Source organism: Pseudomonas sp. 22515 (genome assembly GCF_052044625.1).
Lineage (GTDB): Bacteria > Pseudomonadota > Gammaproteobacteria > Pseudomonadales > Pseudomonadaceae > Aquipseudomonas > Aquipseudomonas alloputida.
In genome coordinates this window covers 402,970-427,074 of record NZ_JBQENN010000001.1, presented here as the reverse complement: position 1 = coordinate 427,074, position 24,105 = coordinate 402,970, and the positions used below count along the sequence as shown (strand labels likewise).

Sequence of the window (24,105 nt, the reverse complement as noted above, 5' to 3'; positions counted from 1 at the left end):
CTGCCCACGCTGCCGCCGCTTACGGCTTTGCGCCATACCAGCGCGGGGTATAGACCCAAACCCCACCCGCTGCGCGGTCGAAAGTGCAGGTAGTGGAAGACCCAACCAGCACCATGGTGCGCATGTCGACCATTTCTGGCAGCAGTTCGGCCAAGGCGACTACCTTCAGCGTCTGCCCCGGCCTACCGATGTCACGGCCAAGGACTACAGGCGTGTTCCCGTCACGGTGGCGGCGCACAACCTCCAGGGCGACACCGAGCTGGTGCGGCCTGGCCTTGGAGATCGGGTTGTAGAAGGCCAGCACCAGGTCGGCCTGGGCAGCCAGGTCCAGGCGCTTTTCAATGATCGACCAGGGCTTGAGGTTGTCCGACAGCGACATCACGCAGAAGTCATGCCCCAGCGGTGCACCTGCTTGGGCGGCGGTTGCCAGCGAGGCTGAAACCCCCGGCAAGATCTGCAGGTCAACGCGGTGCCAGGTGGGGTCGCTGGATTCGTGCAATGCTTCGAGCACCGCAGCGGCCATGGCGAAAACGCCCGGGTCACCTGACGACACCACCACCACCGAACGGCCTTGGGCCGCCAGTTCGAAGGCATGTCGGGCGCGTTGCATCTCTTCGCGGTTGTCGGTGCAGTGCAGCACCTGGTCGTCGCGGAACGGGCCAGCCATGCGCACGTAGGTTTCGTAACCGAGCACATCTTCGGCCTGCGCAAGTTCGGCCTTGACCGCCGGCACCATCAGTTCCGCCGCACCTGGGCCAAGGCCGATGACCGCCAGGCGACCGCGACGGCGGCCGACCTGCGCCACGTCGACCGGGGCAGGCGCCACCGCGACCACGACTTCTTCAAGCGCTATCAACTCGGCATCGGGCACCGCCGCAGCGACCATGCTGGCCACATCGCCAGAGCGGGGGGCGAAGCGCAAAGGGACACCCAGGGCCTGCGCAGCTTCGTGCAACGCGCTGTCGGCCATGGTTCGCTCGTCTGCCAGCACGCAGGCTACCGAGGGCTCGGCGATGCCGGCCTGCTGCAGTGCTGCGCGAATACTGTGCAGATTGCCACCTGCAACGCCCACGACCACCTGGCGCGGGTGGATCAGCAGCTCGTCGCGGTTGGCCGGGCGCGCCTGATGCCCCACATGGATGGTGCGCTGCGCCGCTTCGCTGGCGGGCAACTGCGCCAGCTGCAGCCACGGTGCGTTACCTTCGATACGCACGGACTCACCCGCCAGCAGGTCGGATACAAAGCGCTTGCCTTGCTCGATATCGGCCAATGCATAGCCCTGCGGCGGGTTCAGCAGGCAAGTACCGAAGCGCAGCTCGCCACTGGTGGTGATGGCCGCGGAAACGCCCAGCACATCAGCGATTTCCCGCGCCATCACGTTCACCCCACCGAGGCCTCCGAGCAACGGCACTACCGCGCTACCATCCTCGGCCACGGCCAGTACCGGCGGCTCGCTGCCCTTCTCGCTGAGCAGAGCGGCCAGGCTACGGATAACGATACCCGCGGCGCACAACGCAATGATCGGCGTGTCTTGCTGATACAACCCGCGCAGGGTATCGCCGAACGACACGTACGACTGGTCCGCACCCTCGACACGCCCCTCGAGGCCATGGATCGTGGCCTGCGGATAACAGGCCTGGATACGCTGCGCCGTCGTCAGGCTGCCCGGGCCGAGAATGACGATGGCCGGGGCCCTGTGCATGTTCAGCCCTGCCATTTTTCCCCCGGCACGATGATCAGCGAGAAGTACGGCGACGACTGCGGGTCGACCTGGTCCAGCGGCACGATCTTCTGGTTGGCCATGGTTGCCCGCTCCACATACAGCGCACGCCCATCCAGGCCCAGGTCGGCCAGCACTTCGCGCACCTTGGGGAAGTTGCGCCCAAGTTTCATGATCACCGCTGCATCGGCATCGGCCAAACGGCGCTTGAGCTCTTCAGCGGGCAACACGCCAGACAACACCGACAGGCTCTGGTTGCGGTACACCAGCGGCGCCCCCAGCACCGAAGCGCCACCGAGCATGGAGCAGACACCGGGAATCACTTCTGCCTCGTAGCGCTGCGCCAGGCGGTCATGCAAGTACATGTAGGAGCCATAGAAGAACGGGTCGCCTTCGCAAATCACCGCCACGTCGCGGCCGGCATCCAGGTGCTCGGCCACCTGTACGCTGGCTTCGTCGTAGAAGTCGCTGATTACTTGCTCATAGGACAGCGGCGCCGGCAGCACTTCGGTGGTGACCGGGTAGACCAGCGGCAGCAGGGTCTGCTCGGGCTGCAGGTGCGCCTCGATAATGCCGAAGGCATTGCCACGCTTGCCCTTGGCCACGAAGTAGCCGACCACCGGTGCCTCACGCAACAGGCGCAGGGCCTTGAGGGTAATCAGTTCAGGATCGCCAGGGCCCACGCCCAGGCCAAGCAGTCGTCCGCGCGGGGCCATCATTCCACCTCCGTGGCCAGGGCGTTGACCGCCGCGGCGGCCATCGCGCTGCCGCCCAGGCGGCCTTGCATGATCACGAACGGCACGCCACGGCTGTCGGCGGCGAGCATGGCCTTTGACTCGGCAGCGCCGACGAAACCGACCGGGAAGCCGAGGATCAGCGCCGGCTTGGGCGCGCCGGCATCGAGCATTTCCAACAGGTAGAACAGCGCAGTCGGGGCATTGCCGATGACCACCACGCTGCCCTCCAGGTAAGGGCGCCACAGTTCCAGTGCTACGGCGGAGCGGGTGTTGCCGGCGTCTTTGGCCAGGCCCGGCACGCTGGGGTCACGCAGGGTGCAGATGACTTTGTTGTCAGCTGGCAAGCGGGCCCGGGTGATCCCTTCGGCCACCATGTGCGCATCGCACAGGATCGGCGCGCCGTTGAGCAGCGCCTCACGCCCGGCCCGGCCGGCACCGTCGGAGAACTGCAGGCCATCGATGGCGTCGACCATGCCACAGGCGTGGATCACGCGCACGGCGAGCTTTTCAAGGTCTGCGGGGATCCGCTCGAGTCGGGCTTCCTCACGGATGATCCGGAAGGAGTTGCGATAGATCTCCTGACCATCGCGGATGTAGTCAATCATCAAGGTGCTCCGTCGGCAGGTCGAGCATGGCGCCTGCTTCATTCAAGGTAAGGTCGGTGGCGCGCAGGGCACCGAAACCCGGCTGGCGCGCATCACGCAGATACAAGTCGTAACGGCCCGGCGAACGGGCCAGCAAGGTGGCCGGGGCAACATGGGCCACAGCACAGGAACGGGGGCAGCCGGACAGGTGCACGCTGGCCGGCACGCCAGGGCCCAGCAGCGCGGCCAGGACCACGGCGTCAGCCTTGGTCTCGGCAAGGGCCTTGGCGCAGCCGCTGGCACCGGTGCAGGCGCTGATACGCGCCAGGGGTTCACGGTCGTGGCACAGCAACCCCAGCGCAGACAGTTCGGCCAGGGCCTGATCGATGTGCTGCGCTTGCAGGTTGGTCAGCACCAGGCTTTGCCAGGGGCTAAGCCGCATGCTGGCATCGCCCTTTTCACGGGCAATACGTGCGGCGCCACGCAGCATCGCGGGGGTCAGGCGGCCTTGCGGCGGGGCAACGCCAAGGGCAACACCCTGCGCCTGGGGCAACCTGCCCAACCACGAGGCGCGGTGCTGTTCACGCCGCCACGTGAGCACGGCGGCATCGCGGCGGATGTCCAGGCCGAGCCCAGCGACAAAATCAGCTGGCGGGTACACCTCAAGCAGCTGGCGCATGCGCGTCTGCGTCGGGGATGCCAGATCGAGGAAGCGCTCCAGCACGGCGCGCACCAGCATCAGGCCCTGCGCCAGCGGCACCGCACCGAGCGCCTGGCCCTCTGCCGGGCAACCTGCCAGGCCAAACGCCAGCCAGGCCTGCTGATCCAGGTGCAGGGGCGACAGCCACAGGTCATGGGGGTGTTCGAGCATCGCCAGGCGCTCGCCTGCATCCAGCTGCACAGCGAACTTGGCCGACAGCTGGTGAAAGCGCGGGGTGCCTTCCAACAGGTCGAGGATCTGCCCGGCCAGCGGCCGGGCGTCCAGCAGCATGAGCGGGTCATGCCCGGCCAGCGGGCTGAGCATCACGTTGCGCACATCGTCACCCGCGGCATCGCGTGGTCCCAGGCCGGCTGCGAGCAGTGCCTCGACCAAAGCGCGATGCTCGCTGCCAATGCCGCGAATCTGCAGGTTGCCACGGTTGGTCGCCTCGATCACGCCGCCAGCAAAACGCTCCGCCGCCGCCGCCACGGCTTCAGCCTGCTCGGCCAGCAGCAGGCCACCCAGCAGCTTGATGCGGCAGATACCGCCATCACGGGCACTGACAATGCGCCACAACCCCGGGCAGGCCGAGGGGCGGGGCGATACGTGGGGGGCATGGGCCTGCGTCAAAGGGGCATCCGGCAGTCTGTGAAAATGCGCTTGAGTGTAGAAGGCGCGGTATTATGCCTGCTTTGTCCGGCGGCATGAAAAGCCGGTGGTCGAGCATCCTCGGCGATTAAGTAGAAATTCAGGACCGCGTCGCCTTCTTCGCGGGCTCGCCCGCTTCCACAGGATCACTGCAGGCTGCACAGGCTGCCCTGTATCTGTAGGAGCGGGCTTGCCCGCGAAGGGGCGCGAAGCGGCCCCAAAAATGGCGGATCGAAATACATGACACCCTGGCTGACAGTAGTAGGCATCGGCGAAGACGGCTTCAGCGGCCTGGGCAAACAGGCCCGGCGCGCCCTGCTGGGCGCTGGGCGGGTCTTCGGCAGCCCACGCCAGCTGGCCTTGCTGCCACGTTGCGTGACCGCGGAACAGCTGGCCTGGCCCAGCCCGTTCTCGCTGGCCCCGGTGCTGGCCCTTCGCGGCGAGCCGGTGTGCGTGCTGGCCAGCGGTGACCCTATGTTCTACGGCGTCGGTGCCAGCCTGGCGCGCCAGGTGCCTGCTGCAGAAATGCGCGTGCTGTCGATGCCCTCTTCCTGCGCCCTGGCCGCTGCCCGCCTAGGCTGGCCGCTGCAGGACCTGCAGGTGGTGTCGCTGGTGGCACGCCCCCTGGCAGCGCTCAATGCCCACTTGCACAGCGGCATGCGCCTGCTGGTGCTGAGCAACGATGGCGACAGCCCGGCGGCAATTGCCGCGCAGCTGCGCGGGCAAGGCTTCGGCCCAAGCCGCCTGCAGGTGTTCGAGCACTTGGGGGGCGTGGACGAACGTGCACTGGCCGGCACCGCCCAGGACTGGCCGCACACCGGTATCGCGGCGCTCAACCTGGTCGCCGTCGAATGCCTGGCTACGCCCGATGCGCCCCGCCTGCACCGACTGGCCGGGCTGCCAGACGCCGCATACCGGCACGATGGCCAGTTGACCAAGCGCGATGTCCGCGCCATCACCCTGGCGCGCCTGGCACCGCAACCCGGCGAACTTTTGTGGGATGTCGGTGCGGGCTGCGGCTCGATCGGCATCGAATGGATGCGTGCCCACCCGGCATGCCGCGCGCTGGCCATCGAGGCCGACGAAGGCCGCCAGGGTTTGATCGAGCATAACCGCGATGCATTGGGTGTACCCGGTCTGCAACTGGTTCGCGGCAAAGCGCCAGCGGCGCTGCAAGGCCTGGAGCAACCGGATGCAATCTTCATCGGAGGCGGCGTTACCCGCGCAGGTGTACTGGACCTGTGCTGGGCAAGCCTGCGCCCCGGCGGCCGCCTGGTGGCCAACGCCGTCACCCTGCAAAGCGAACTGGCCCTGGCGCACTTTCGCGAACAGCACGGTGGTGAGCTGACCCGTATCCATGTCGCTCATGCCCAGCCCTTGGGTGCGTTCGACACCTGGCGCCAGGCGCTGCCGATCACCCTTCTGGAAGTACTGAAACCCGCCGATGCGTGAAGAAACCCGCGAACAGCCCGCGCCTCTGCGCAGCGGCCTTACCACCGGCAGCTGCGCCACCGCCACCAGCCTGGCAGCGGCCAAGCTGCTGCTCACCGGGCAGCGTGATGATGCGGTGGACATCACCCTGCCCAAAGGCAAGGTCGTGCAGATGCGCCTGGAATTCTGCCGCCTGATCGGCGAGTGCGCCGAAGCCGGTACCCTCAAGGATGCGGGTGACGACCCGGACGTGACCCACGGTGCCCTGGTCTATAGCCAGGTGCGCCTGCTGGCGGAACCTGGCATTGGTTTTGTCGCCGGCAGCGGCGTGGGCACGGTGACCCGGCCGGGGCTGGTGCTGGCGGTGGGTGAACCGGCCATCAACCCGGTGCCTCGGCGCATGATCAGTGAACACCTGCAACACCTGGCCGACGCGTACGGCTACCTTGGCGGCTTCGAAGTCACGGTCAATGTGCAAGGTGGTGAGCAACTGGCCCTGAAAACCATGAACCCGCGTCTGGGCATCCTCGGCGGGCTGTCGATCCTCGGCACCAGCGGCATCGTCCGGCCGTTCTCCTGCGCGGCCTACATTGCCTCGATTCACCAAGGCATCGACGTGGCCCACACCAATGGCTACACGCACATAGCCGCGTGCACCGGCAATGCCAGCGAAGACACCATGCGCCGCGTCTACGGTCTGCCGGAAATCGCCCTGATCGAAATGGGCGATTTCGTCGGCGCGGTGCTCAAGCACCTGCGCAAGGTACCGGTGCCGCGCCTGACCCTGTGCGGCGGCTTCGGCAAGATCAGCAAACTGGCCGCCGGCCACATGGACCTGCACAGTCGTCACTCCAGCATCGACTTGCCGCAACTGGCAGGTTGGGCCGCAGACATTGGCGCTGACGAGGCGTTGCAGGCTGCCATCAGCGGTGCCAACACCAGCCAGCAAGCGCTCGCCCTGGCTCATGCGGCCGGCATTGCCCTGGGTGACGCGGTGTGTGCCCACGCCCTGGCCTTCGCCCGTAGCGTCGTGCCGGCGCAGGTGCACGTGGAGGTGTTCGCCATCGACCGCCAAGGCGGCATCGTCGGCCAGGCGGGTGTGCAATGACTGCGCGCATCCTGTTGCTGGGAGGGGTCACTGAAGCCCTGGCGATGGCCCGCCAACTCGGGCCTCGACATGTCTACAGCCTGGCCGGTATCGGCCGCGTGCCGCAGGGCTTGCAGTGCCAGGTGCGGGTCGGGGGCTATGGCGGTGTCGAGGGCTTGACCCGTTACCTGCGCGAGGCGGGTATCACCCTGCTGATCGACGCCACCCATCCCTATGCCGCGCAAATCAGCCGCAATGCCGCCAGCGCCGCACGCAACGCCGGCATCCCGTGCTGGGCCTTGCGTCGTCCCGCCTGGCAGGCGCAAGCAGGGGACGACTGGCGAGAAGTCGAGGATTGGGCAGGGTTGATCGAAGCACTGAAGCCGTTCCGCAGGCCACTGTTCACGCTAGGACGCGAGCCGCTGCAGCACCTGGACGAGATTCCGCCAGAGCAGTTCTGGACCTTGCGTGCGCTGGAGGCGTGCCCTGGCAACGAGCGCTGTGAAGTGATTGGCGCACGTGGGCCGTTCCATATCGAAGATGAACGGGCGTTGTTCCAGCGCCGCCACATCGATGTGCTGATCAGCAAGAACAGCGGCAGTGTGGCGACCGAGCCGAAGCTGGAGGTAGCACGGGAGCTTGGCGTGCCGGTGCTTGTCCTGAAACGTCCGACACTGCCGGAGGTGGACCGGACATTCGACTCACTGGCGGACCTGGCAACAGCGCTCGCCCTCTAGGCGCTGCCTTTTCGCGACACACAGGCACTCCTACAAAGATTTCAGACTTTTCTTCCAACTAACCCAGTGGCCCGTTGCCGCTCTGCTGCCTTAAACTCGACGCCCCTCCCCCGGAAGGTTTCACCCATATGGAAATGCAATGGTGGATCTGGCTGGTCTTCGGCATCGCGCTGATCCTGCTTGAACTGGTCCTCCCAACGTTCTTCATACTCTGGTTCGGCATCGGCGCCGTGCTGGTCTCGCTTATCTCGCTCGCCGCACCCAGCCTGCAACTGGACATGCAGGTCCTGCTGTGGGTACTGCTGTCGTCGGCCACCACTGTGCTGTGGTTCAAAGTGTTTCGGCGCAAGCAGCCGGATGTGCGCTGGACCGCCGACAGCGTGATCGGCGAAGTGGGCCTGCTGACCGCTCCCGTGTCGGAGTTCCAGAAAGGCCGCGTACGCTTCCAGAAGCCGATCCTCGGCAACGAAGAATGGACCTGCATCGCCGATGGCCAGATCGCTGCCGGCGAGCGGGTACGCCTGACCGCCATCGAGGGGAACACCGCCCGCGTTATCCGGGCCTGAATCCGCATTAAAAGGAATTTTGCAGCATGACCAGCCTCATCGTCGTCGGCGCCATTGCCCTGTTCGTCCTAATCACCGTGTTCAAGGGGGTACGCATCGTGCCCCAGGGCGAGGAATGGATCGTCGAGCGCCTGGGCCGCTACCACAGCACCCTCAAGCCGGGCCTGAACATTGTCATCCCCTACATGGACGTGGTCGCCTACCGCCTGCCGACCAAGGACATCATCCTCGATGTGCAGCAGCAGGAAATCATCACCAAGGACAACGCGGTAATCGTCGCCAACGCCCTGTGTTTCGCCAAGGTAGTCGACCCGCAGAAAGCCTCGTATGGCGTGCAGGACTTCTCGTTCGCCGTCACCAGCCTGACCATGACCTCGCTGCGCGCCATCGTCGGTGCAATGGACCTCGACGAGGCGCTGTCCAGCCGCGAGCAGATCAAGGCCCGTCTGCGCGATGCAATGTCCGAGCAGACCGAAGACTGGGGCGTGACCGTGCGCTCGGTGGAAATTCAAGACATCAAACCTTCGGAAAACATGCAGTTGGCCATGGAACGCCAGGCCGCAGCCGAGCGTGAGCGCAAGGCCGACGTCACCCGCGCCGAAGGGGCCAAACAGGCGGCGATCCTTGAAGCAGAGGCGCGCCTGCAGGCGGCCAGGCTGGATGCCGAGGCGCAGATCAGCCTGGCCGAGGCCTCGGCGCGCTCGATTTCGCTGGTGAAGGAAGCGGTGGGCAACGAGACCGTACCGGCGATGTACCTATTGGGCGAACGCTATGTGGGCGCGATGGAGAACCTGGCGGGCAGCAGCAATGCCAAGGTGGTGGTGTTGCCGGCTGACCTGCAAGAGACCGTGCGCGGGTTGATGGGCCGCAACAAGGTTTGAGAGTGTCGGGGGCGCTTTGCGCCCCTATCGCGACACAAGGCCGCTCCCACAGGGATCGCGCCAGCTTTTAGAAATTGAGCAAGACAGTTGCTTCCACAGGACAGCGCAGTATTCGAGGCTGACGCAATTCTGTGGGAGCGGCCTTGTGTCGCGATGGGCTGCACAGCAGCCCCCATTACCAGGCCACCTGCGTCACTTCACCGCACCCCGGCATTTTTACCTATACTCCGCCTTACAATAGCCACCACGATTCCTGACCGGATCTCTCCATGCCCCCACGTCGGCACATTGCCTGGATAGCCTGCCTTGCAGTGCTATTCAACTTGCTGGCCATGCCGCTGTCTTCTGCTGCGCCCAAGGGCCCGGCCGAGCAGCTGCTGTGGGGGGCTTTCTGTTCCAGCATGGCCAACAAGGCCAACGTCGACGTTCAGGCCCTGGCCAAGATCGACCTCGGCCCGCAAGGTGACGACAGCGCCGGCATGATGAACTGCTGGTGCTGTTCTGGTGCCGTGCCGTTGCTGGCCCTGCCCGGCTACCCGCCACAGTTGCACAACCCGCCGACACTGCTCAGCGGGCTGCTGCCGCCACCTGCCAAGTACACACCCACGCCCCGCCAGCTCTGGCCTGGGCTGAATCCTCGTGCCTCTCCGCTAGCCTGAGTTCATCACGCTGTCTGCCTGAACCAGAACGGAAACGGAGATTCACCATGCTCAAGCACGCCCTCGTCATGGCCGCCCTGCTGCTGCCTGGCGCCTTTGCCAATGCCCACGAATACAGCGTGGGTGACCTGCACATTGCTCACCCGTGGTCGCTGCAGTTGCCACCCAACGCGCCTAACGTCGCCGCGTATTTCGTGGTGCACAACAAAGGCCAGGCCGATGACCGCCTGCTCAGCGTCGACAGCCCCATCAGCGATGACGCGCAACTGCACGAGCATGCCATGAGCGCCACTGGCGCCATGAAGATGCAACAGGTGCCCAGTGTGGTAGTACCTGCCGGCAAGGACCTGACCTTTGCCCCTGGCGCCTACCACGTGATGCTGATGCAGCCCAAGGACCGTAGCCTGCTCAGCGACGGCAAACGCTTCCCGTTGACCCTGCACTTCGAGAAGGCCGGCGACATCACCGTCGAAGTGGCCGTGCAGAAGCAGGCGCCAGCGGACCAGCCGCAAGCCCACGAACACGCGCACTGATACCTGCTGACAGGCACGCGCCATGAGCCTGCCGCGCCACAGCATCGGCCGTACCACCCGCCCTGACCTCAGGCGCGCCGGTGGCGGATGGCTGAGCCTGTTCGCCATGTGGATGATCTTCATCGGCCCGCTGATTTCCCAGTCGATGCCGATGGACCACCACGCGGGCATGAACATGCCGATGGACATGCCGATGGCGGCTGCCCATCAGCACGGCGGCGACGCCCACCACGGTCACGGCGGCGATGGTCAGCTGCATGTGATGTGGGAAAAGTGCGGTTACTGCAGCCTGTTGTTCAACTGCCCGGCCCTGCCCCAGGCCCTCAGCCCGCTCAGCGCCGGCAGCATCGTCCCCACCAGCCACCTGCTTGCGCCAACGCACCAGGGCCATGCCCGGCAGGCTGTATTCCCTGGTGCGCGCAGCCGCGCCCCGCCTTCTTCGATCAACGTCTGAAACCACATTTTGCGCACGAAGCCAGGAGGCTTCGCGCTAACTCATGACTGATCGACTGGAATCATTATGTCCGGCTGCACCCCTGTTTTTGCCTTGTCCCTGCGTGGGACCATCGCCGCCCTGTGCGGTTCGCTGCTCGCACCCATGGCCCTGGCCGCCGACCCTGGCCATGAAGGCCATGTGCACGACGCACCCGAGCTGAGCCCGACGGTGATCACCGCCGTGGCCCCGAGTTCACCGCTGACCGTGGTCACCAACCCGAAAGACCCGCGCCAGCCAGTGCCGGCCAGCGACGGCGCCGACTACCTGAAGACCATCCCCGGCTTCTCGGCAATCCGTGCTGGCGGTACCAACGGCGACCCGGTATTGCGCGGCATGTTCGGCTCGCGCCTGAACATCCTCACCAACGGCGGCTTGATGCTTGGAGCCTGCCCCAATCGCATGGACGCGCCCACGTCCTATATCTCGCCAGAAACCTACGACCGCCTGACCGTGATCAAAGGCCCGCAGAGCGTCATCTGGGGGCCCGGCGGCTCGGCCGGCACCATCCTCTTCGAACGCGAACCAGAGAAGTTCGGCACCCTCGGCAGCCGCATCAACGCAAGCCTGCTGGCCGGCTCCAACGGCCGCTTCGACAAGGTGCTGGATGCTGCGGCCGGCAACAGTCAGGCCTATGCCCGCTTCGTCGGCAACCAGTCACGCTCGGACGACTACCACGACGGCAACAACGACACCGTGCCGTCGCGCTGGGAAAAGTGGAATGGCGATGTCGCCCTCGGCTGGACACCCGACCAGGACACCTTGCTGGAGCTGACTGCCGGCAAGGGTGACGGCGAAGCCCGCTATGCCGGGCGCGGCATGGACGGTTCGCAGTTCAAGCGCGAAAGCCTGGGCCTGCGCTTTGAAAAGTCCAACCTCGGCGAGGTGCTCGACAAGGTCGAGGCGCAGGTCTACTACAACTACGCCGACCATGTGATGGACAACTACAGCCTGCGCACGCCGTCGGGTAGCGGCATGATGGGCATGCCGATGGTCAGCAACGTCGACCGCCGCACCATGGGTGCACGCATCAAGGCCACCTGGCGCTGGGCCGACGTGCAGCTGATCAGCGGCATCGACGCGCAAACCAACGAACATCGCAAGCGTGGCGGTATGGGTGTGGACGCACACAAGGGCCAGGCCTGGACCAAGGACGCCGACTTCCACAACTACGGCGCCTTCAGCGAACTGACCTGGTACGTCAGCGGTGAGGACCGCTTGATTACCGGCGCCCGCCTGGACCGCGCCTCGGCGCGTGACTTCCGCAAAACCAGCGCCACCGAAGGCGACACCCGTGCCGACACCTTGCCGAGCGGTTTCATCCGCTACGAGCACGACCTGGCAGCCATTCCGGCCACCACCTACATCGGCCTCGGCCACGCCCAGCGCTTCCCCGACTACTGGGAGCTGTTCTCACCCAAGCTGGCACCCGCCGGGGCAGCCAACGCCTTCGACGGCATCAAGCCAGAGAAAACTACCCAGCTCGACTTCGGCATCCAGTACCGCACCGAGCGCCTGGAGGCCTGGGCTTCGGGCTATGTCGGGCAGATTCGCGACTACATCCTGTTCGACTACCGCACCGGCATGATGGGCATGAGCACCTCCCAGGCGCAGAACATCGACGCCCGCATCATGGGTGGCGAACTGGGCACCGCCTACCAGCTGACTGAAAACTGGAAGGCCGACGCCACGCTTGCCTACGCTTGGGGCAAGAACAGCAGTGACGGCAAAGCGCTACCTCAAATGCCTCCCCTGGAAAGCCGCATGGGCCTGACCTACAGCCGCGACGTGTGGAGCGTCGGCGCACTGTGGCGGCTGGTGGCGGCGCAAAACCGCATTGCCGAAAACCAAGGGAACGTCGTCGGCAAGGACTACGACAAGAGCGCCGGCTTCGGCGTGTTCTCCCTGAACGGCGCCTACAAGGTGAACAACAACCTCAAGCTCAGCGCAGGGGTCGACAACCTGTTCGACAAAACCTACGCCGAGCACTTGAACCTGGCCGGGAACGCCGGGTTCGGCTACCCGGCTACAGATCCACAGCCGGTCAACGAGCCAGGCAGGACCTTCTGGACCAAGGTCGACTTCAGCTTCTGACAACAACGGGCGCAGCTTCGGTTGCGCCTTTCAGCTGGTCAAAAAAGGAGGTTCCCATGAGAGGAACACGCGTCTCTTTCTATAACCTGGCCTGGCGTTGGCATTTTTATGCGGGGCTGTTCGTGGCCCCGTTCATGATCCTGTTGGCAATCACCGGGATCATCTACTTGTTCAAGCCCCAGCTCGACCCGCTGCTGTACCGCGAGCTGATGGTGGTCGAGGCCGGCCAGCACCGGCAGGGCGCAGACACGATGCTGGCTGAAGTGCGCCAAGCCTACCCAAAGGGCCACATCGCCCAGTACTTGCCGCCACTGAACGCCGCGCGCAGTGCGCAGTTCGTGGTGCATGACGGCGGGCGCGAACTGAACGTGTTCGTCGACCCATACAGCGGCAAGGTCCTCGGCGAACAGGACGGCAAGCAGAACCTGCAGGCCATCGCCCGCGCCCTGCATGGCGAGCTGATGGTCGGCACGGTCGGTGACCGGCTGGTGGAACTGGCGGCGGGCTGGGGCATCGTGCTGGTGGTATCGGGCCTGTACCTGTGGTGGCCGCGCGGGCGCAGTGGCGCTGGCGTGCTTTGGCCGCGGCTGTCGGCGCGCGGCCGGCTGTTCTGGCGTGACCTGCACGCGGTAACCGGTTTCTGGGGTTCGGCCTTGCTGTTGTTGATGCTGGTCAGCGGCATGACCTGGACCGGCTTGTGGGGCAAGCAGTACGCTGATTTGTGGAACCGCTTCCCGGCAGCCATGTGGAACGACGTGCCCACGTCGGACCAGCAGGCGCGTGAGCTGAACAGCGCACACCGCCAGACCGTACCCTGGGCCATGGAAAACACGCCGATGCCACAGTCCGGTGCACACGCCGAGCACGGCGGGCACCACATGATGTCGGACCTGCCCGCAGCGCCCCAGGTGAGCGTGCAACAGGTCGAAGACATTGCCACTTCGCGCCAGGTCGAGCCGGGCTACAGCATTACCCTGCCCACGACTGCCGACGGGGTGTTCACCATTGCCGTGTTCGCCGACGACCCGCGCAACGACGCCACCCTGCATGTCGATCAATACACCGGCAAGGTTCTGGCCGATGTGCGCTGGCAGGACTACAGCCCGGTTGCCCGCGCCACCGAGCTGGGCGTGATGCTGCACGAAGGCAAGATGTTCGGGGCGCTGAACCAGATCATCATCCTGCTGGTGTGCCTGATGATCCTGCTGGGTTCGGTGAGCGGGCTGGTGATGTGGTGGAAGCGCCGGCCGGACGGCGGCCTGGGCGTACCGCCTTTGCGTCATGACCTGCCACGCTGGAAGGCGGCGGTGGCAGTGATGCTGGTGCTGGGGGTGATGTTCCCGCTGGTAGGGGTGTCGATGGTGGTGATGTGGGGGGTGGATAGTTTGGTGGTGAGGCGCCGCCGGGTCTTGGCCAGCGCTTGAGCCTTGTGTTGCCTGTGCTGGCCTCTTCNCTTTGTAGGGCCGGGTTTACCCGCGAAGAGGCCGGTCCAGGCCAAATGCTGAGCTGCAAATGGAGAGTCGATCTGTCGCGCCCCGAACTGGAACGCGCGTGTTAGCCTAGCCGGCTACCTCTGACAAGAAGACTGGCCTTTACAAGGGAATGCAGCCTATGACGCAAACCTCACCCATAGCGACAGATGAACCGCACCTGCAACGCAACCTGACCAACCGCCACATCCAGCTGATCGCCATCGGCGGCGCGATCGGTACCGGTCTGTTCATGGGCTCAGGCAAGACCATCAGCCTGGCCGGGCCATCGATCATCTTCGTCTACATGATTATCGGCTTCATGCTGTTCTTTGTCATGCGCGCCATGGGCGAACTGCTGCTGTCGAACCTGAACTACAAATCGTTCATCGACTTTTCCGCCGGCCTGCTCGGCCCCTGGGCCGGCTACTTTACTGGCTGGACCTACTGGTTCTGCTGGGTGGTCACCGGCATTGCCGATGTGGTCGCCATCGCCGCCTACACGCAGTTCTGGTTCCCTGACTTGCCGCAGTGGATACCGGCGCTGACCTGCGTAGGGCTGCTGCTGTCGCTGAACCTGGTCACCGTAAAAATGTTCGGCGAAATGGAGTTCTGGTTCGCCCTGGTCAAGATCGTTGCCATCCTCGGTCTGGTCGCGACCGGCCTATACATGGTCATCACCGGCTTCACCTCGCCCAGCGGGCGCACCGCCCAGCTGGCCAACCTGTGGAATGACGGCGGCATGTTCCCCCATGGCCTGATGGGCTTCTTCGCCGGTTTCCAGATCGCCGTGTTCGCCTTCGTCGGCATCGAGCTGGTGGGTACCACCGCCGCCGAAGCGAAGAACCCGGAACGCACCCTGCCGCGGGCGATCAATTCGATCCCGATCCGCATCATCGTGTTCTATGTGCTGGCGCTGATCGCGATCATGGCCGTGACCCCGTGGCGCGACGTGGTGCCAGGCAAGAGCCCGTTCGTTGAGTTGTTCGTGCTGGCAGGCCTGCCGGCGGCAGCGAGCATCATCAACTTCGTGGTGCTGACCTCGGCAGCCTCCTCGGCCAACAGCGGCGTATTCTCCACCAGCCGCATGCTCTACGGCCTGTCGCAGGAAGGTGACGCGCCCAAGGCCTTTGAAAAACTGTCGAGCCGTTCGGTGCCGGCCAACGGCCTGTACTTCTCGTGCACCTGCCTGTTGCTCGGTGCGGTGCTGATCTACCTGGTGCCGAACGTGGTCGAGGCATTCACCCTGGTCACCACCGTGTCGGCGGTACTGTTCATGTTCGTGTGGACGCTGATTCTGCTGTCATACCTGAAGTACCGCAAAGACCGCGCGGCGCTGCACCAGGCATCGAACTACAAGATGCCGGGCGGGCGCTTCATGTGCTACGTGTGCCTGTCGTTCTTCGCTTTCATCCTGGTGTTGCTGAGCCTGGAAGCGGATACCCGTTCAGCGCTGGTGGTGACGCCGATCTGGTTTGTGGTGCTGGCGGTGACCTACCAGCTCGTACGCAGCAGGCGCCATCCCCGCACGGCCGTGCGTAACGGCTGATGGCCTCGGGGGCAGCTCCCACGAAGGCACGGTGTACGCCGTCCGATGTGGGAGCAACTGTCTTGCTCAATTTCTAAAAGCTGGCGCCTTCCCTGTGGGAGCGGCCTTGTGTCGCGATGGGCCGCACCGCGGCCCCAATCCTGTGCACACAATTCCATCAGGCACCAACCTGGATCCAACCAACGCCCCAACACCTCGCACAGCCCCTCTAAACCGTACCTTTTGCCACTAGGCACACCCCTTGCAACGCCCTCCCCGCTTGCCCAACACCATAAAAAACTCAGCGGAGAGAGCACATGAAGCGTCGCAGTCTGATCAAGGCCCTTACCCTCAGCGCATCGATTGCGGCGATGGGCCTGAGCTGGAGTATCCAGGCCGCCGAGACCATCAAGGTCGGTATCCTGCATTCGCTTTCCGGGACCATGGCCATTTCCGAGACATCGCTCAAGGACATGGCGCTGATGACCATCGAGCAGATCAACGCCAAGGGTGGCGTGAACGGCAAGATGCTGGAACCGGTGGTGGTCGACCCGGCGTCCAACTGGCCGCTGTTCGCTGAAAAGAGCCGCCAACTGCTGACCCAAGACAAAGTGGCCGTGGTGTTCGGCTGCTGGACCTCCGTGTCGCGCAAGTCCGTTCTGCCGGTGTTCGAAGAACTCAACGGCCTGCTGTTCTACCCGGTGCAGTATGAGGGCGAAGAGATGTCGCCGAACGTGTTCTACACGGGCGCCGCCCCGAACCAGCAGGCCATCCCGGCCGTGGAATACCTGATGAGCGAGGACGGCGGCAGCGCCAAGCGCTTCTTCCTGTTGGGCACCGATTACGTCTACCCGCGCACCACCAACAAGATCCTGCGCGCATTCCTGCACAGCAAAGGCGTGGCCGACAAGGACATCGAAGAGGTGTACACGCCCTTTGGCCACGCTGATTACCAGACCATTGTCGCCAGCATCAAAAAGTTCTCCGCCGGCGGCAAGACCGCTGTCATATCCACAGTCAACGGTGACTCCAACGTGCCGTTCTACAAGGAACTGGCCAACCAGGGCCTGAAGGCCACCGACGTGCCGGTGGTGGCCTTCTCGGTGGGCGAGGAGGAACTGCGCGGCATCGACACCAAACCGCTGGTGGGCCACCTGGCGGCGTGGAACTACTTCGAATCGGTGGATAACCCGGTCAACCAGAAATTCGTCGCCGACTGGAAGGCCTACGCCAAGGCCAAGGGCCTGCCGGGTGCCGACAAGGCCGTGACCAACGACCCCATGGAAGCCACCTACGTGGGCATCCACATGTGGGCCCAGGCTGTCGAGAAAGCCAAGTCCACTGACGTTGACAAGGTCCGCGAAGCACTGGCCGGGCAGAGCTTCGAGGCGCCGTCGGGCTTCACCCTGACCATGGACAAGACTAACCACCACCTGCACAAGCCGGTGATGATCGGCGAGATTCAGGATGACGGCCAGTTCAGCGTGGTGTGGGAAACCGAGCAGCCACTGCGGGCGCAGCCATGGAGCCCGTTCATTCCGGGCAATGAGAAGCGGCCAGATTACGCCGTGAAAGGTAACTGAGTGCATGGGGCTGCTTTGCAGCCCATTCGCGGGTGAACCCGCTCCTACAAGGACCGCGCAGGTTTCAAACCTTGCACCGTCCCTGTGTAGGCGCGGGTTCACCCGCGAAGAATCCAACACCGATTTCCAGGATTGCCCGCATGCTCAGACTCCTGCTCACCCTTCTCCTGCTAATGCCCCTGGCAACCCACGCCAGCGAGGGCGAATTCTTTCTCACCGCCAAGCCCGCCGAGCAAGGCCGCCTGCTCGAAGGTTGGGCAGCACAACCCGATGCTGCGCGCCTGCCGCTGCTGGAAAACCTGCGCCAAGGCCGCATCGCTGCCGACGACACCCGCAAGGTGCGCCTGAACAACCGCCTGCGCGGCCTGATCGACAACGCCCTGGCCAGCCACCAGTTGCTCAGCGACAACAGCGACACCCGCCTGGCCGCGGCCCAGCAATTGCAGAAAAGCGCACAACCCGCGCAAATGGCCTTCCTCGACCGGCGCTTCGCCGCCGAGCCGGACGCCGCTGTACAGGCCGCCCTCGGCCTGGCCCTGGCCAACCTGCAACTGGGCGCCAGCGAGCCAGCAGTGCGCCTGGCCGCCGTGCGCCTGCTGGGTGAAACCGGCGACCCGCTGGCCCGCACGCGCCTCGAAGCCCTGCTGCAGCCCGATGCGGAACGCGACCCGGGCGTGCGCACAGCCGCCGAAACGAGCCTGGCCCAGGTCAAGCGCAAACTGCTGGTAGGCGAACTGCTCGGCCAGGCCTTCAGCGGCCTGTCGCTGGGTTCGGTCCTGCTGCTGGCAGCGCTGGGCCTTGCGATCACCTTCGGCCTGCTTGGGGTGATCAACATGGCCCATGGCGAGATGTTGATGCTCGGCGCCTACAGCACCTACATGGTCCAGGTACTGCTGCAGCGCTTCGCCCCAGGCGCCATCGAGTTCTACCCGCTGATTGCCCTGCCGGTGGCGTTCGCCGTCAGTGCCGGGGTAGGCATGGCGCTGGAGCGCACGGTGATCCGCCACCTGTACGGCCGGCCACTGGAAACCCTGCTGGCCACCTGGGGCATCAGCCTGATCCTGATCCAGGCCATCCGCCTGCTGTTCGGCGCGCAGAACGTCGAGGTGAGCAACCCAGCCTGGCTGTCTGGCGGCATCCAGCTGCTGCCCAACCTGGTGCTGCCATACAACCGCCTGGTCATCATCGGCTTCGCCCTGGCCGTGGTGCTGCTCACCTGGCTGCTGCTCAACCGTACCCGGTTGGGTCTGAACGTGCGCGCAGTCACCCAGAACCGCAACATGGCCGCCTGCTGCGGCGTGTCCACCGGGCGCGTCGACATGCTCGCCTTTGGCCTTGGCTCGGGCATCGCAGGGCTCGGTGGCGTGGCCTTGAGCCAGGTGGGCAATGTCGGCCCGGACCTGGGCCAAAGCTACATCATCGATTCATTCCTGGTGGTGGTGCTCGGCGGCGTCGGGCAACTGGCCGGTAGCCTCTGGGCCGCGTTCGGCCTGGGCATCGCCAACAAGCTGCTGGAGCCGCAGATCGGTGCCGTACTCGGCAAGATCCTCATCCTTGCGTTGATCATTCTGTTCATCCAGAAACGCCCGCAAGGCCTGTTCGCCCTCAAGGGACGGGTAATCGACTGATGAACCAGCCACTGCTTGTCACTGCTACGCAAAAGGCCGGCCCACGCCTGACCCTTACCCTCGGTGCCGTCGTCGTCCTGCTGCTGGTGGCTTTGCCACTGTGCTCACTGCTGCCGGCAGACCATGCTCTACAGGTGTCGGCCTACACCCTGACCCTGGTCGGCAAGATTCTTTGTTACGCCATCGTCGCCTTGGCCCTGGACCTGGTTTGGGGCTATGCCGGGCTGCTGTCACTGGGCCATGGCCTGTTCTTCGCCTTGGGCGGCTATGCCATGGGCATGTACCTGATGCGGCAGGCCGCCGGCGACGGCCTGCCCGGGTTCATGACATTCCTGTCGTGGACCGAGCTGCCCTGGTACTGGGCCGGTACCCAGCATTTCGCCTGGGCCCTGTGCCTGGTGGTGCTGGCGCCCGGGCTGCTGGCGCTGGTGTTCGGCTGGTTCGCTTTCCGCTCGCGGATCAAAGGCGTGTACTTCTCGATCATGACCCAGGCCCTGACCTTTGCCGGCATGCTGCTGTTCTTCCGCAACGAAACCGGCTTCGGTGGCAACAACGGCTTCACCAGCTTCCGCACCATCCTCGGCTTCGACATTGCAGCCCAGGGCACCCGCGCGGTGTTGTTCCTGCTGACCGTGGCCCTGCTGCTTGCCAGCCTGTACCTGTGCTGGCGCCTGACCCGCAGCAAGTTCGGCCGCCTGCTCACCGCGGTGCGTGACGCTGAAAACCGCATGATGTTCTGTGGCTATGACCCGCGCGGCTTCAAGTTGCTGGTGTGGGTACTGAGCGCCGTGCTGTGTGGCCTGGCCGGTGCGCTGTACGTGCCGCAGGTGGGCATCATCAACCCCAGCGAGATGTCGCCGACCAACTCGATCGAAGCCGCCGTCTGGGTAGCCTTGGGCGGGCGCGGCACGCTGATCGGCCCGCTGCTCGGTGCCGGCCTGGTCAACGGTATGAAAAGCTGGTTCACCGTGGCCTTCCCCGAGTTCTGGCTGTTCTTCCTCGGCGCGTTGTTCATCCTCGTTACCCTGTACCTGCCCAAGGGCGTGGTCGGCCTGTTGAAGAAAAGGAGCCAGCCATGAGAGGCGTGCCCCCAGTCCACCCGGAGTTCATGCTGGAACCGGTATTCGACAACCTCGGCGCCGGGCGCGATGCCATCGGCCTGGGCCACAGCCGCAAGGCCGGCCTGGATACCCGCCACGGTACGGTGCTGAGCCTGGAAGACATCAGCGTCAGCTTCGATGGTTTCAAGGCGCTCAACGCGCTGAACCTGTACATCGGGGTGGGCGAGCTGCGCTGCATCATCGGCCCCAACGGCGCCGGCAAGACCACGATGATGGACGTAATCACCGGCAAGACCCGCCCCGACAGCGGCACGGCTTACTTCGGCGATACCCTCGACCTGACCCGCATGAGCGAATACCAGATCGCCCAGGCCGGCATTGGCCGCAAGTTCCAGAAGCCCACAGTGTTCGAAGCGCTGACCGTGTTCGAGAACCTGGAACTGGCGCTGAAGACCGACAAGTCGGTGTGGGCCAGCCTGGCCGCGCGCCTGAGCGGTGACCAGCGCCAGCGTATCGAGGACGTGCTGACCACCTTGCGCCTGCTGCCGCTGGCGCAGCGCCAGGCCGGCTTGCTGTCGCATGGGCAGAAGCAGTTTCTGGAGATCGGCATGCTGCTGGTGCAGGAGCCGCAACTGCTGCTGCTCGATGAACCGGTGGCCGGCATGACCGATGCCGAGACCGAATTTACCGCCGAGCTGTTCAAGGGCCTGGCTGGCAAGCATTCGCTGATGGTGGTGGAGCATGACATGGGCTTCGTCGGCAGCATTGCCGACCATGTGACCGTGCTGCACCAGGGGAGCGTGCTGGCGGAAGGCTCGCTGGAGCAGGTGCAGGCAGATGAGCGGGTGGTCGAGGTGTATCTGGGCCGGTGACCGGATTTGAAATTTTTGGCGCCTGTGCCGGCCTCTTCGCGGGTAAACCCGCTCCTACAGGGGGCGTAATGCCATGGGGCGGTTCCCGTCGTAGGAGCGGGCTTGCCCGCGAAAAGGCCGGCTTAGGCACAGCATCCCTTTCAGGAACTCTCACATGCTCAAGATCGACACCCTGCACCAGTACTACGGCGGCAGCCACATCCTGCGCGGCCTGTCCTTCGAAGCCAAGGTCGGCGAAGTGACCTGCCTGCTGGGCCGCAACGGCGTGGGCAAGACCACCTTGCTGCGCTGCCTGATGGGCCTGGTGCCCGCCCGCGACGGCAGCATCGAATGGGAAGGCAAGCCGATCACCGCGTTCAAACCACAGCAACGGGTGCAGGCCGGCATCGCCTACGTGCCCCAGGGCCGCGAGATCTTCCCGCGCCTGACCGTCGAGGAAAACCTGCTGATGGGCCTGTCGCGCTTCCCCGCCCGCGAAGCCCGCGAGGTCCCGGCCTTCATCTACGAGCTGTTCCCTGTGCTGGAGCAGATGAAACAACGCCGCGGTGGCGACCTGTCTGGCGGCCAGCAGCAACAGCTGGCCATCGGCCGCGCCCTGGCCAGCCGCCCACGCTTGCTGATTCTCGACGAGCCGACCGAAGGCATCCAGCCGTCGGTGATCAAGGAGATCGGCGCGGTCATCCGCCGCTTGGCCGAGCGTGGCGACATGGCAATTTTGCTGGTGGAGCAGTTCTACGACTTTGCCGAAGCGCTGGCTGACCAGTACCTGGTCATGGCCCGCGGCGAAATCATCCAGCGCGGCCGCGGCGAAAACATGCAAGCCGAAGGTGTACACGGGCTGGTAACCATTTAATCTGCGAACAACGACTTTGCGAGACGCTGTCATGAGCTACGAAATTCGCGATGCCCGGCCCACCGATGTGCCGGGCATACTGGACATCTACAACGACGCGGTGCTCAACACCACAGCGATCTGGAACGAAACCCCAGTGGACCTCGGCAACCGCCAGGCCTGGTTTGAAGCGCGGGCGCAGCAGGGCTACCCGATTTTGGTAGCTACAGATGAGACGGGCGTGCTGGGGTATGCCTCGTTTGGCGACTGGCGGCCGTTCGAGGGCTTTCGCCTGACTGTGGAGCACTCGGTGTATGTCCGTGGCGACCAACGGGGCAAGGGAGTGGGGCCGGTGTTGATGGCCGCGCTGATCGAGCGTGCGAAGGGGTGCGGCAAGCATGTGATGGTGGCGGCCATCGAGAGTGGCAATGCGGCGTCGGTTCGCCTGCATGAGCGGCTGGGCTTCGTGGTGACCGGCCAGATGCCGCAGGTGGGGGTAAAGTTTGGCCGCTGGCTTGATCTGACCTTCATGCAACTGGTGCTGAACCCGGGCGCCGAACCGACCTGAAATACGGTCCATTGCGGGCGCAACCTTGGGTCGCGAACGGGCTGCAAAGCAGCCCTGGCAATTTTTCGGTGAAACAAAGATCTGGGGCTGCTGCACAGCCCATCGCGACACAAGGCCCACAGATACCGGCAAGGCCTGATCGTCAAACAGCCAGTCCTCCGGCGTTCGCCCGGAAGGTTGAACCCGGGCGCCGGACCGACCTGAAATGCGGTCCATTGTGGGAGCGGCCTTGTGTCGCGAACGGGCTGCAAAGCANGGTGGAGCAAAGATCTGGGGCTGCTGCACAGCCCATCGCGACACAAGGCCGCTCCCACAGATGCCGGCAAGGGAACCTACATCTGAATAAACCGGCCCAGCCGCTGCTTCAGCATGTTGTTCTCACTGCGCAACTGCTGCACCTCCTGCAGTAGCTCCAGCGCCAGCGCCACCCCTTCCCACTCCAGTTCCAGCTCCTGGTGCAGCTTCACCGCTCGTTTGGTCACCAGCGGCGCCTGATCGTCAAACAGCCAGTCCTCCGGCGTTCGCCCGGAAGGTTCGACAATGCCATGTTCGACGATTTCGATCACGCATTCAGCCGTGACATCGGCTTCCTGACACAGGGTACGCATGTCCAGTTGAACGATCAGGGTGCTGCTCATGATCACTTACTCCATTGTGTCCTCGGGTTGAACGCAGCTTTCTCGGAAAGCTTGGTCCAGAGTTCGCGGGCAGATTCGTCCGACGCAGGCGGCATCACCACCTTGAGCTGCGCATAAAGGTTGCCGCGCGCTCCCTGCTTGTTGACCAGGCCCTTGCCCGGTACACGCAGGCGCTGGCCGCTCTGGCTGTCAGGACGGATGGTCAGGTTGATCTTGCCATCCAGGGTCGGAACCGCCACCTTGGCGCCCAGGGCCGCCTCCCACGGTGCCAACGGCACAGTGATGATCAGGTCATGACCTTCGACATCGAACAGCGGGTGCGGTGCCATGCGGATGGTCAGGAACAGGTCACCGTTGACCCCGCCACCGCTGCCCGGCGCACCCTGGCCCTTGAGGCGGATGCGCTCGCCGTCGGTCACCCCAGCCGGAATCCTCACGTTCAAGGTCTTGGTGGTGAAGCCGGTGCGCTGGCCCATGGCATTGGTTTGCGGCACCTGGAAGCTGATCTGCTTGGACTCCTTGCTCAGGGTCTCCTCAAGGAACACTGCCAGTTCAAGCTCCACGTCCTGCCCCCGCCTGCCGGCACTGCGTTGCTGCTGCCGGGCGCCACCGAAGGGGTTGCCACCCGCACTGCGCCCACCGAAGATCGAGCTGAAGAAGTCGGAGAAGTCGCCGCCTTCGAAGCCGCCGCCACCGCCACGGTTTTCCCAACCCGGTGGGGCCTGGAACGGCCGGCCATGCTGGCCGCCGTATTTGCGGATTTCATCGAACTCGGCACGTTTCTGCGCGTCGCCCAGCACCTCATAGGCCTCGTTGGCCTCCTTGAATTTCTCCTCGGCGTCGCGCTCCTTACTGACATCGGGGTGATACTTGCGCGCCAGTTTGCGGTACGCGGCCTTGATCGCCTTTTCGTCCGCAGTGGGCTCTACGCCGAGTATCTTGTAATAGTCTTTGAAGTCCATTTGTGGATCACCAATGTGAATGTGCGTGTTGCAACTGAAGATAGGGGTCAAGCATAGCCTTTCAAGACCGACTTGGGTTTGCCTCAAGGCAGAC

At 64.6% G+C, this 24,105-nt stretch carries 23 protein-coding genes; 17 read left to right on the top strand and 6 right to left on the bottom strand.

Annotation, left to right across the window (positions count from 1 at the left end; translation table 11 throughout):
- Window positions 1-19 precede the first annotated feature (19 nt).
- The 4 genes from cobJ to cobG are packed head-to-tail and all read right to left on the bottom strand — an operon-like array spanning window position 20 to window position 4,386.
- Window positions 20-1,717 (bottom strand): precorrin-3B C(17)-methyltransferase, encoded by a 1,698-nt coding sequence (gene cobJ, locus ACTJJN_RS01895; RefSeq protein WP_440780840.1) that lies wholly within the window; start codon window positions 1,715-1,717, stop codon window positions 20-22.
- Window positions 1,705-2,436: a precorrin-2 C(20)-methyltransferase gene (locus ACTJJN_RS01890; protein WP_026031823.1), complete on the bottom strand. Its 732-nt coding sequence runs from the start codon at window positions 2,434-2,436 to the stop codon at window positions 1,705-1,707. Before ACTJJN_RS01890 ends, cobJ begins: the two co-directional genes overlap by 13 nt.
- Window positions 2,436-3,062, bottom strand: a complete 627-nt coding sequence (locus tag ACTJJN_RS01885; RefSeq protein WP_003249670.1) for a precorrin-8X methylmutase — start codon at window positions 3,060-3,062, stop codon at window positions 2,436-2,438. Before ACTJJN_RS01885 ends, ACTJJN_RS01890 begins: the two co-directional genes overlap by 1 nt.
- The gene (cobG, locus tag ACTJJN_RS01880) at window positions 3,055-4,386 is read right to left on the bottom strand and encodes a precorrin-3B synthase (RefSeq protein WP_440780898.1); all 1,332 of its coding nucleotides are present in this window, start codon (window positions 4,384-4,386) and stop codon (window positions 3,055-3,057) included. The genes ACTJJN_RS01885 and cobG overlap by 8 nt, the downstream gene beginning before the upstream one ends.
- A gap of 243 nt (window positions 4,387-4,629) precedes the next feature.
- Between cobG and ACTJJN_RS01875 the strand changes: the two genes are divergently transcribed.
- The 17 genes from ACTJJN_RS01875 (at window position 4,630) to ACTJJN_RS01795 (ending at window position 22,411) form a co-directional block, all read left to right on the top strand.
- On the top strand, window positions 4,630-5,841 hold the full coding sequence (locus ACTJJN_RS01875; RefSeq protein WP_012053827.1) for a bifunctional cobalt-precorrin-7 (C(5))-methyltransferase/cobalt-precorrin-6B (C(15))-methyltransferase: 1,212 nt from the start codon (window positions 4,630-4,632) through the stop codon (window positions 5,839-5,841).
- Entirely contained in the window at window positions 5,834-6,928 is a 1,095-nt protein-coding gene (locus ACTJJN_RS01870; protein WP_014754589.1) for a cobalt-precorrin-5B (C(1))-methyltransferase, read from the top strand. Before ACTJJN_RS01875 ends, ACTJJN_RS01870 begins: the two co-directional genes overlap by 8 nt.
- The gene (locus ACTJJN_RS01865; RefSeq protein WP_088513271.1) at window positions 6,925-7,644 is read left to right on the top strand and encodes a cobalt-precorrin-6A reductase; all 720 of its coding nucleotides are present in this window, start codon (window positions 6,925-6,927) and stop codon (window positions 7,642-7,644) included. Before ACTJJN_RS01870 ends, ACTJJN_RS01865 begins: the two co-directional genes overlap by 4 nt.
- Window positions 7,645-7,772: 128 nt before the next feature.
- Window positions 7,773-8,210 (top strand): NfeD family protein, encoded by a 438-nt coding sequence (locus tag ACTJJN_RS01860; RefSeq protein ID WP_012053829.1) that lies wholly within the window; start codon window positions 7,773-7,775, stop codon window positions 8,208-8,210.
- Window positions 8,211-8,236: 26 nt separating this feature from the next.
- Window positions 8,237-9,091: an SPFH domain-containing protein gene (locus tag ACTJJN_RS01855; RefSeq protein WP_012053830.1), complete on the top strand. Its 855-nt coding sequence runs from the start codon at window positions 8,237-8,239 to the stop codon at window positions 9,089-9,091.
- A gap of 269 nt (window positions 9,092-9,360) precedes the next feature.
- A complete protein-coding gene (locus ACTJJN_RS01850; RefSeq protein ID WP_012053831.1) occupies window positions 9,361-9,750 on the top strand; it encodes a DUF2946 domain-containing protein in 390 nt (129 codons plus the stop codon).
- 47 nt (window positions 9,751-9,797) lie between these two features.
- Window positions 9,798-10,283, top strand: coding sequence for a copper chaperone PCu(A)C (locus tag ACTJJN_RS01845; RefSeq protein ID WP_004577044.1), 486 nt, complete (start codon window positions 9,798-9,800; stop codon window positions 10,281-10,283).
- Between the two features lie 22 nt (window positions 10,284-10,305).
- A complete protein-coding gene (locus ACTJJN_RS01840) occupies window positions 10,306-10,737 on the top strand; it encodes a DUF2946 domain-containing protein (RefSeq protein WP_003249651.1) in 432 nt (143 codons plus the stop codon).
- Between the two features lie 66 nt (window positions 10,738-10,803).
- Window positions 10,804-12,870, top strand: coding sequence for a TonB-dependent copper receptor (locus ACTJJN_RS01835; protein ID WP_440780838.1), 2,067 nt, complete (start codon window positions 10,804-10,806; stop codon window positions 12,868-12,870).
- A gap of 56 nt (window positions 12,871-12,926) precedes the next feature.
- A complete protein-coding gene (locus tag ACTJJN_RS01830; protein ID WP_004577041.1) occupies window positions 12,927-14,294 on the top strand; it encodes a PepSY-associated TM helix domain-containing protein in 1,368 nt (455 codons plus the stop codon).
- Between the two features lie 187 nt (window positions 14,295-14,481).
- Window positions 14,482-15,888 (top strand): D-serine/D-alanine/glycine transporter, encoded by a 1,407-nt coding sequence (gene cycA, locus ACTJJN_RS01825; RefSeq protein ID WP_014754594.1) that lies wholly within the window; start codon window positions 14,482-14,484, stop codon window positions 15,886-15,888.
- Between the two features lie 296 nt (window positions 15,889-16,184).
- Window positions 16,185-17,450: an urea ABC transporter substrate-binding protein gene (urtA, locus tag ACTJJN_RS01820; protein ID WP_012053834.1), complete on the top strand. Its 1,266-nt coding sequence runs from the start codon at window positions 16,185-16,187 to the stop codon at window positions 17,448-17,450.
- Between the two features lie 140 nt (window positions 17,451-17,590).
- Window positions 17,591-19,078 carry an urea ABC transporter permease subunit UrtB gene (gene urtB, locus ACTJJN_RS01815; RefSeq protein WP_004576469.1) on the top strand — a complete coding sequence of 496 codons (1,488 nt, stop codon included), beginning with the start codon at window positions 17,591-17,593 and terminating at the stop codon, window positions 19,076-19,078.
- On the top strand, window positions 19,078-20,157 hold the full coding sequence (urtC, locus tag ACTJJN_RS01810) for an urea ABC transporter permease subunit UrtC (RefSeq protein ID WP_012053836.1): 1,080 nt from the start codon (window positions 19,078-19,080) through the stop codon (window positions 20,155-20,157). Before urtB ends, urtC begins: the two co-directional genes overlap by 1 nt.
- Window positions 20,154-21,011, top strand: coding sequence for an urea ABC transporter ATP-binding protein UrtD (gene urtD, locus ACTJJN_RS01805; RefSeq protein WP_003249637.1), 858 nt, complete (start codon window positions 20,154-20,156; stop codon window positions 21,009-21,011). Before urtC ends, urtD begins: the two co-directional genes overlap by 4 nt.
- Window positions 21,012-21,165: 154 nt before the next feature.
- Entirely contained in the window at window positions 21,166-21,864 is a 699-nt protein-coding gene (gene urtE, locus ACTJJN_RS01800) for an urea ABC transporter ATP-binding subunit UrtE (RefSeq protein WP_440780837.1), read from the top strand.
- 31 nt (window positions 21,865-21,895) lie between these two features.
- Window positions 21,896-22,411 carry a GNAT family N-acetyltransferase gene (locus ACTJJN_RS01795; protein ID WP_088513274.1) on the top strand — a complete coding sequence of 172 codons (516 nt, stop codon included), beginning with the start codon at window positions 21,896-21,898 and terminating at the stop codon, window positions 22,409-22,411.
- Window positions 22,412-22,743: 332 nt separating this feature from the next.
- Here the strand turns inward: ACTJJN_RS01795 and ACTJJN_RS01790 are convergent, their stop codons facing one another.
- Both ACTJJN_RS01790 and cbpA read right to left on the bottom strand, forming a co-directional pair.
- On the bottom strand, window positions 22,744-23,049 hold the full coding sequence (locus ACTJJN_RS01790) for a chaperone modulator CbpM (RefSeq protein ID WP_003249630.1): 306 nt from the start codon (window positions 23,047-23,049) through the stop codon (window positions 22,744-22,746).
- A gap of 2 nt (window positions 23,050-23,051) precedes the next feature.
- The gene (cbpA, locus tag ACTJJN_RS01785; protein WP_440780834.1) at window positions 23,052-24,011 is read right to left on the bottom strand and encodes a curved DNA-binding protein; all 960 of its coding nucleotides are present in this window, start codon (window positions 24,009-24,011) and stop codon (window positions 23,052-23,054) included.
- Between the last annotated feature and the right edge of the window lie 94 nt (window positions 24,012-24,105).

Excerpts from the sequence above, each read along its gene's own strand:
- ACTJJN_RS01850 (WP_012053831.1), top strand. The coding sequence starts at position 9,361 with ATGCCCCCACGTCGGCACATTGCCTGGATAGCCTGCCTTGCAGTGCTA.
- ACTJJN_RS01855 (WP_012053830.1), top strand. The coding sequence starts at position 8,237 with ATGACCAGCCTCATCGTCGTCGGCGCCATTGCCCTGTTCGTCCTAATC.
- urtC (WP_012053836.1), top strand. The coding sequence starts at position 19,078 with ATGAACCAGCCACTGCTTGTCACTGCTACGCAAAAGGCCGGCCCACGC.
- cbpA (WP_440780834.1), bottom strand. The coding sequence starts at position 24,011 with ATGGACTTCAAAGACTATTACAAGATACTCGGCGTAGAGCCCACTGCG.
- urtB (WP_004576469.1), top strand. The coding sequence starts at position 17,591 with ATGCTCAGACTCCTGCTCACCCTTCTCCTGCTAATGCCCCTGGCAACC.
- urtD (WP_003249637.1), top strand. The coding sequence starts at position 20,154 with ATGAGAGGCGTGCCCCCAGTCCACCCGGAGTTCATGCTGGAACCGGTA.
- ACTJJN_RS01830 (WP_004577041.1), top strand. The coding sequence starts at position 12,927 with ATGAGAGGAACACGCGTCTCTTTCTATAACCTGGCCTGGCGTTGGCAT.
- ACTJJN_RS01860 (WP_012053829.1), top strand. The coding sequence starts at position 7,773 with ATGGAAATGCAATGGTGGATCTGGCTGGTCTTCGGCATCGCGCTGATC.
- ACTJJN_RS01840 (WP_003249651.1), top strand. The coding sequence starts at position 10,306 with ATGAGCCTGCCGCGCCACAGCATCGGCCGTACCACCCGCCCTGACCTC.
- ACTJJN_RS01845 (WP_004577044.1), top strand. The coding sequence starts at position 9,798 with ATGCTCAAGCACGCCCTCGTCATGGCCGCCCTGCTGCTGCCTGGCGCC.
- ACTJJN_RS01870 (WP_014754589.1), top strand. The coding sequence starts at position 5,834 with ATGCGTGAAGAAACCCGCGAACAGCCCGCGCCTCTGCGCAGCGGCCTT.
- ACTJJN_RS01795 (WP_088513274.1), top strand. The coding sequence starts at position 21,896 with ATGAGCTACGAAATTCGCGATGCCCGGCCCACCGATGTGCCGGGCATA.
- ACTJJN_RS01865 (WP_088513271.1), top strand. The coding sequence starts at position 6,925 with ATGACTGCGCGCATCCTGTTGCTGGGAGGGGTCACTGAAGCCCTGGCG.
- urtA (WP_012053834.1), top strand. The coding sequence starts at position 16,185 with ATGAAGCGTCGCAGTCTGATCAAGGCCCTTACCCTCAGCGCATCGATT.
- ACTJJN_RS01890 (WP_026031823.1), bottom strand. The coding sequence starts at position 2,436 with ATGGCCCCGCGCGGACGACTGCTTGGCCTGGGCGTGGGCCCTGGCGAT.
- ACTJJN_RS01790 (WP_003249630.1), bottom strand. The coding sequence starts at position 23,049 with ATGAGCAGCACCCTGATCGTTCAACTGGACATGCGTACCCTGTGTCAG.
- cycA (WP_014754594.1), top strand. The coding sequence starts at position 14,482 with ATGACGCAAACCTCACCCATAGCGACAGATGAACCGCACCTGCAACGC.
- cobJ (WP_440780840.1), bottom strand. The coding sequence starts at position 1,717 with ATGGCAGGGCTGAACATGCACAGGGCCCCGGCCATCGTCATTCTCGGC.
- ACTJJN_RS01885 (WP_003249670.1), bottom strand. The coding sequence starts at position 3,062 with ATGATTGACTACATCCGCGATGGTCAGGAGATCTATCGCAACTCCTTC.
- ACTJJN_RS01835 (WP_440780838.1), top strand. The coding sequence starts at position 10,804 with ATGTCCGGCTGCACCCCTGTTTTTGCCTTGTCCCTGCGTGGGACCATC.
- urtE (WP_440780837.1), top strand. The coding sequence starts at position 21,166 with ATGCTCAAGATCGACACCCTGCACCAGTACTACGGCGGCAGCCACATC.
- ACTJJN_RS01875 (WP_012053827.1), top strand. The coding sequence starts at position 4,630 with ATGACACCCTGGCTGACAGTAGTAGGCATCGGCGAAGACGGCTTCAGC.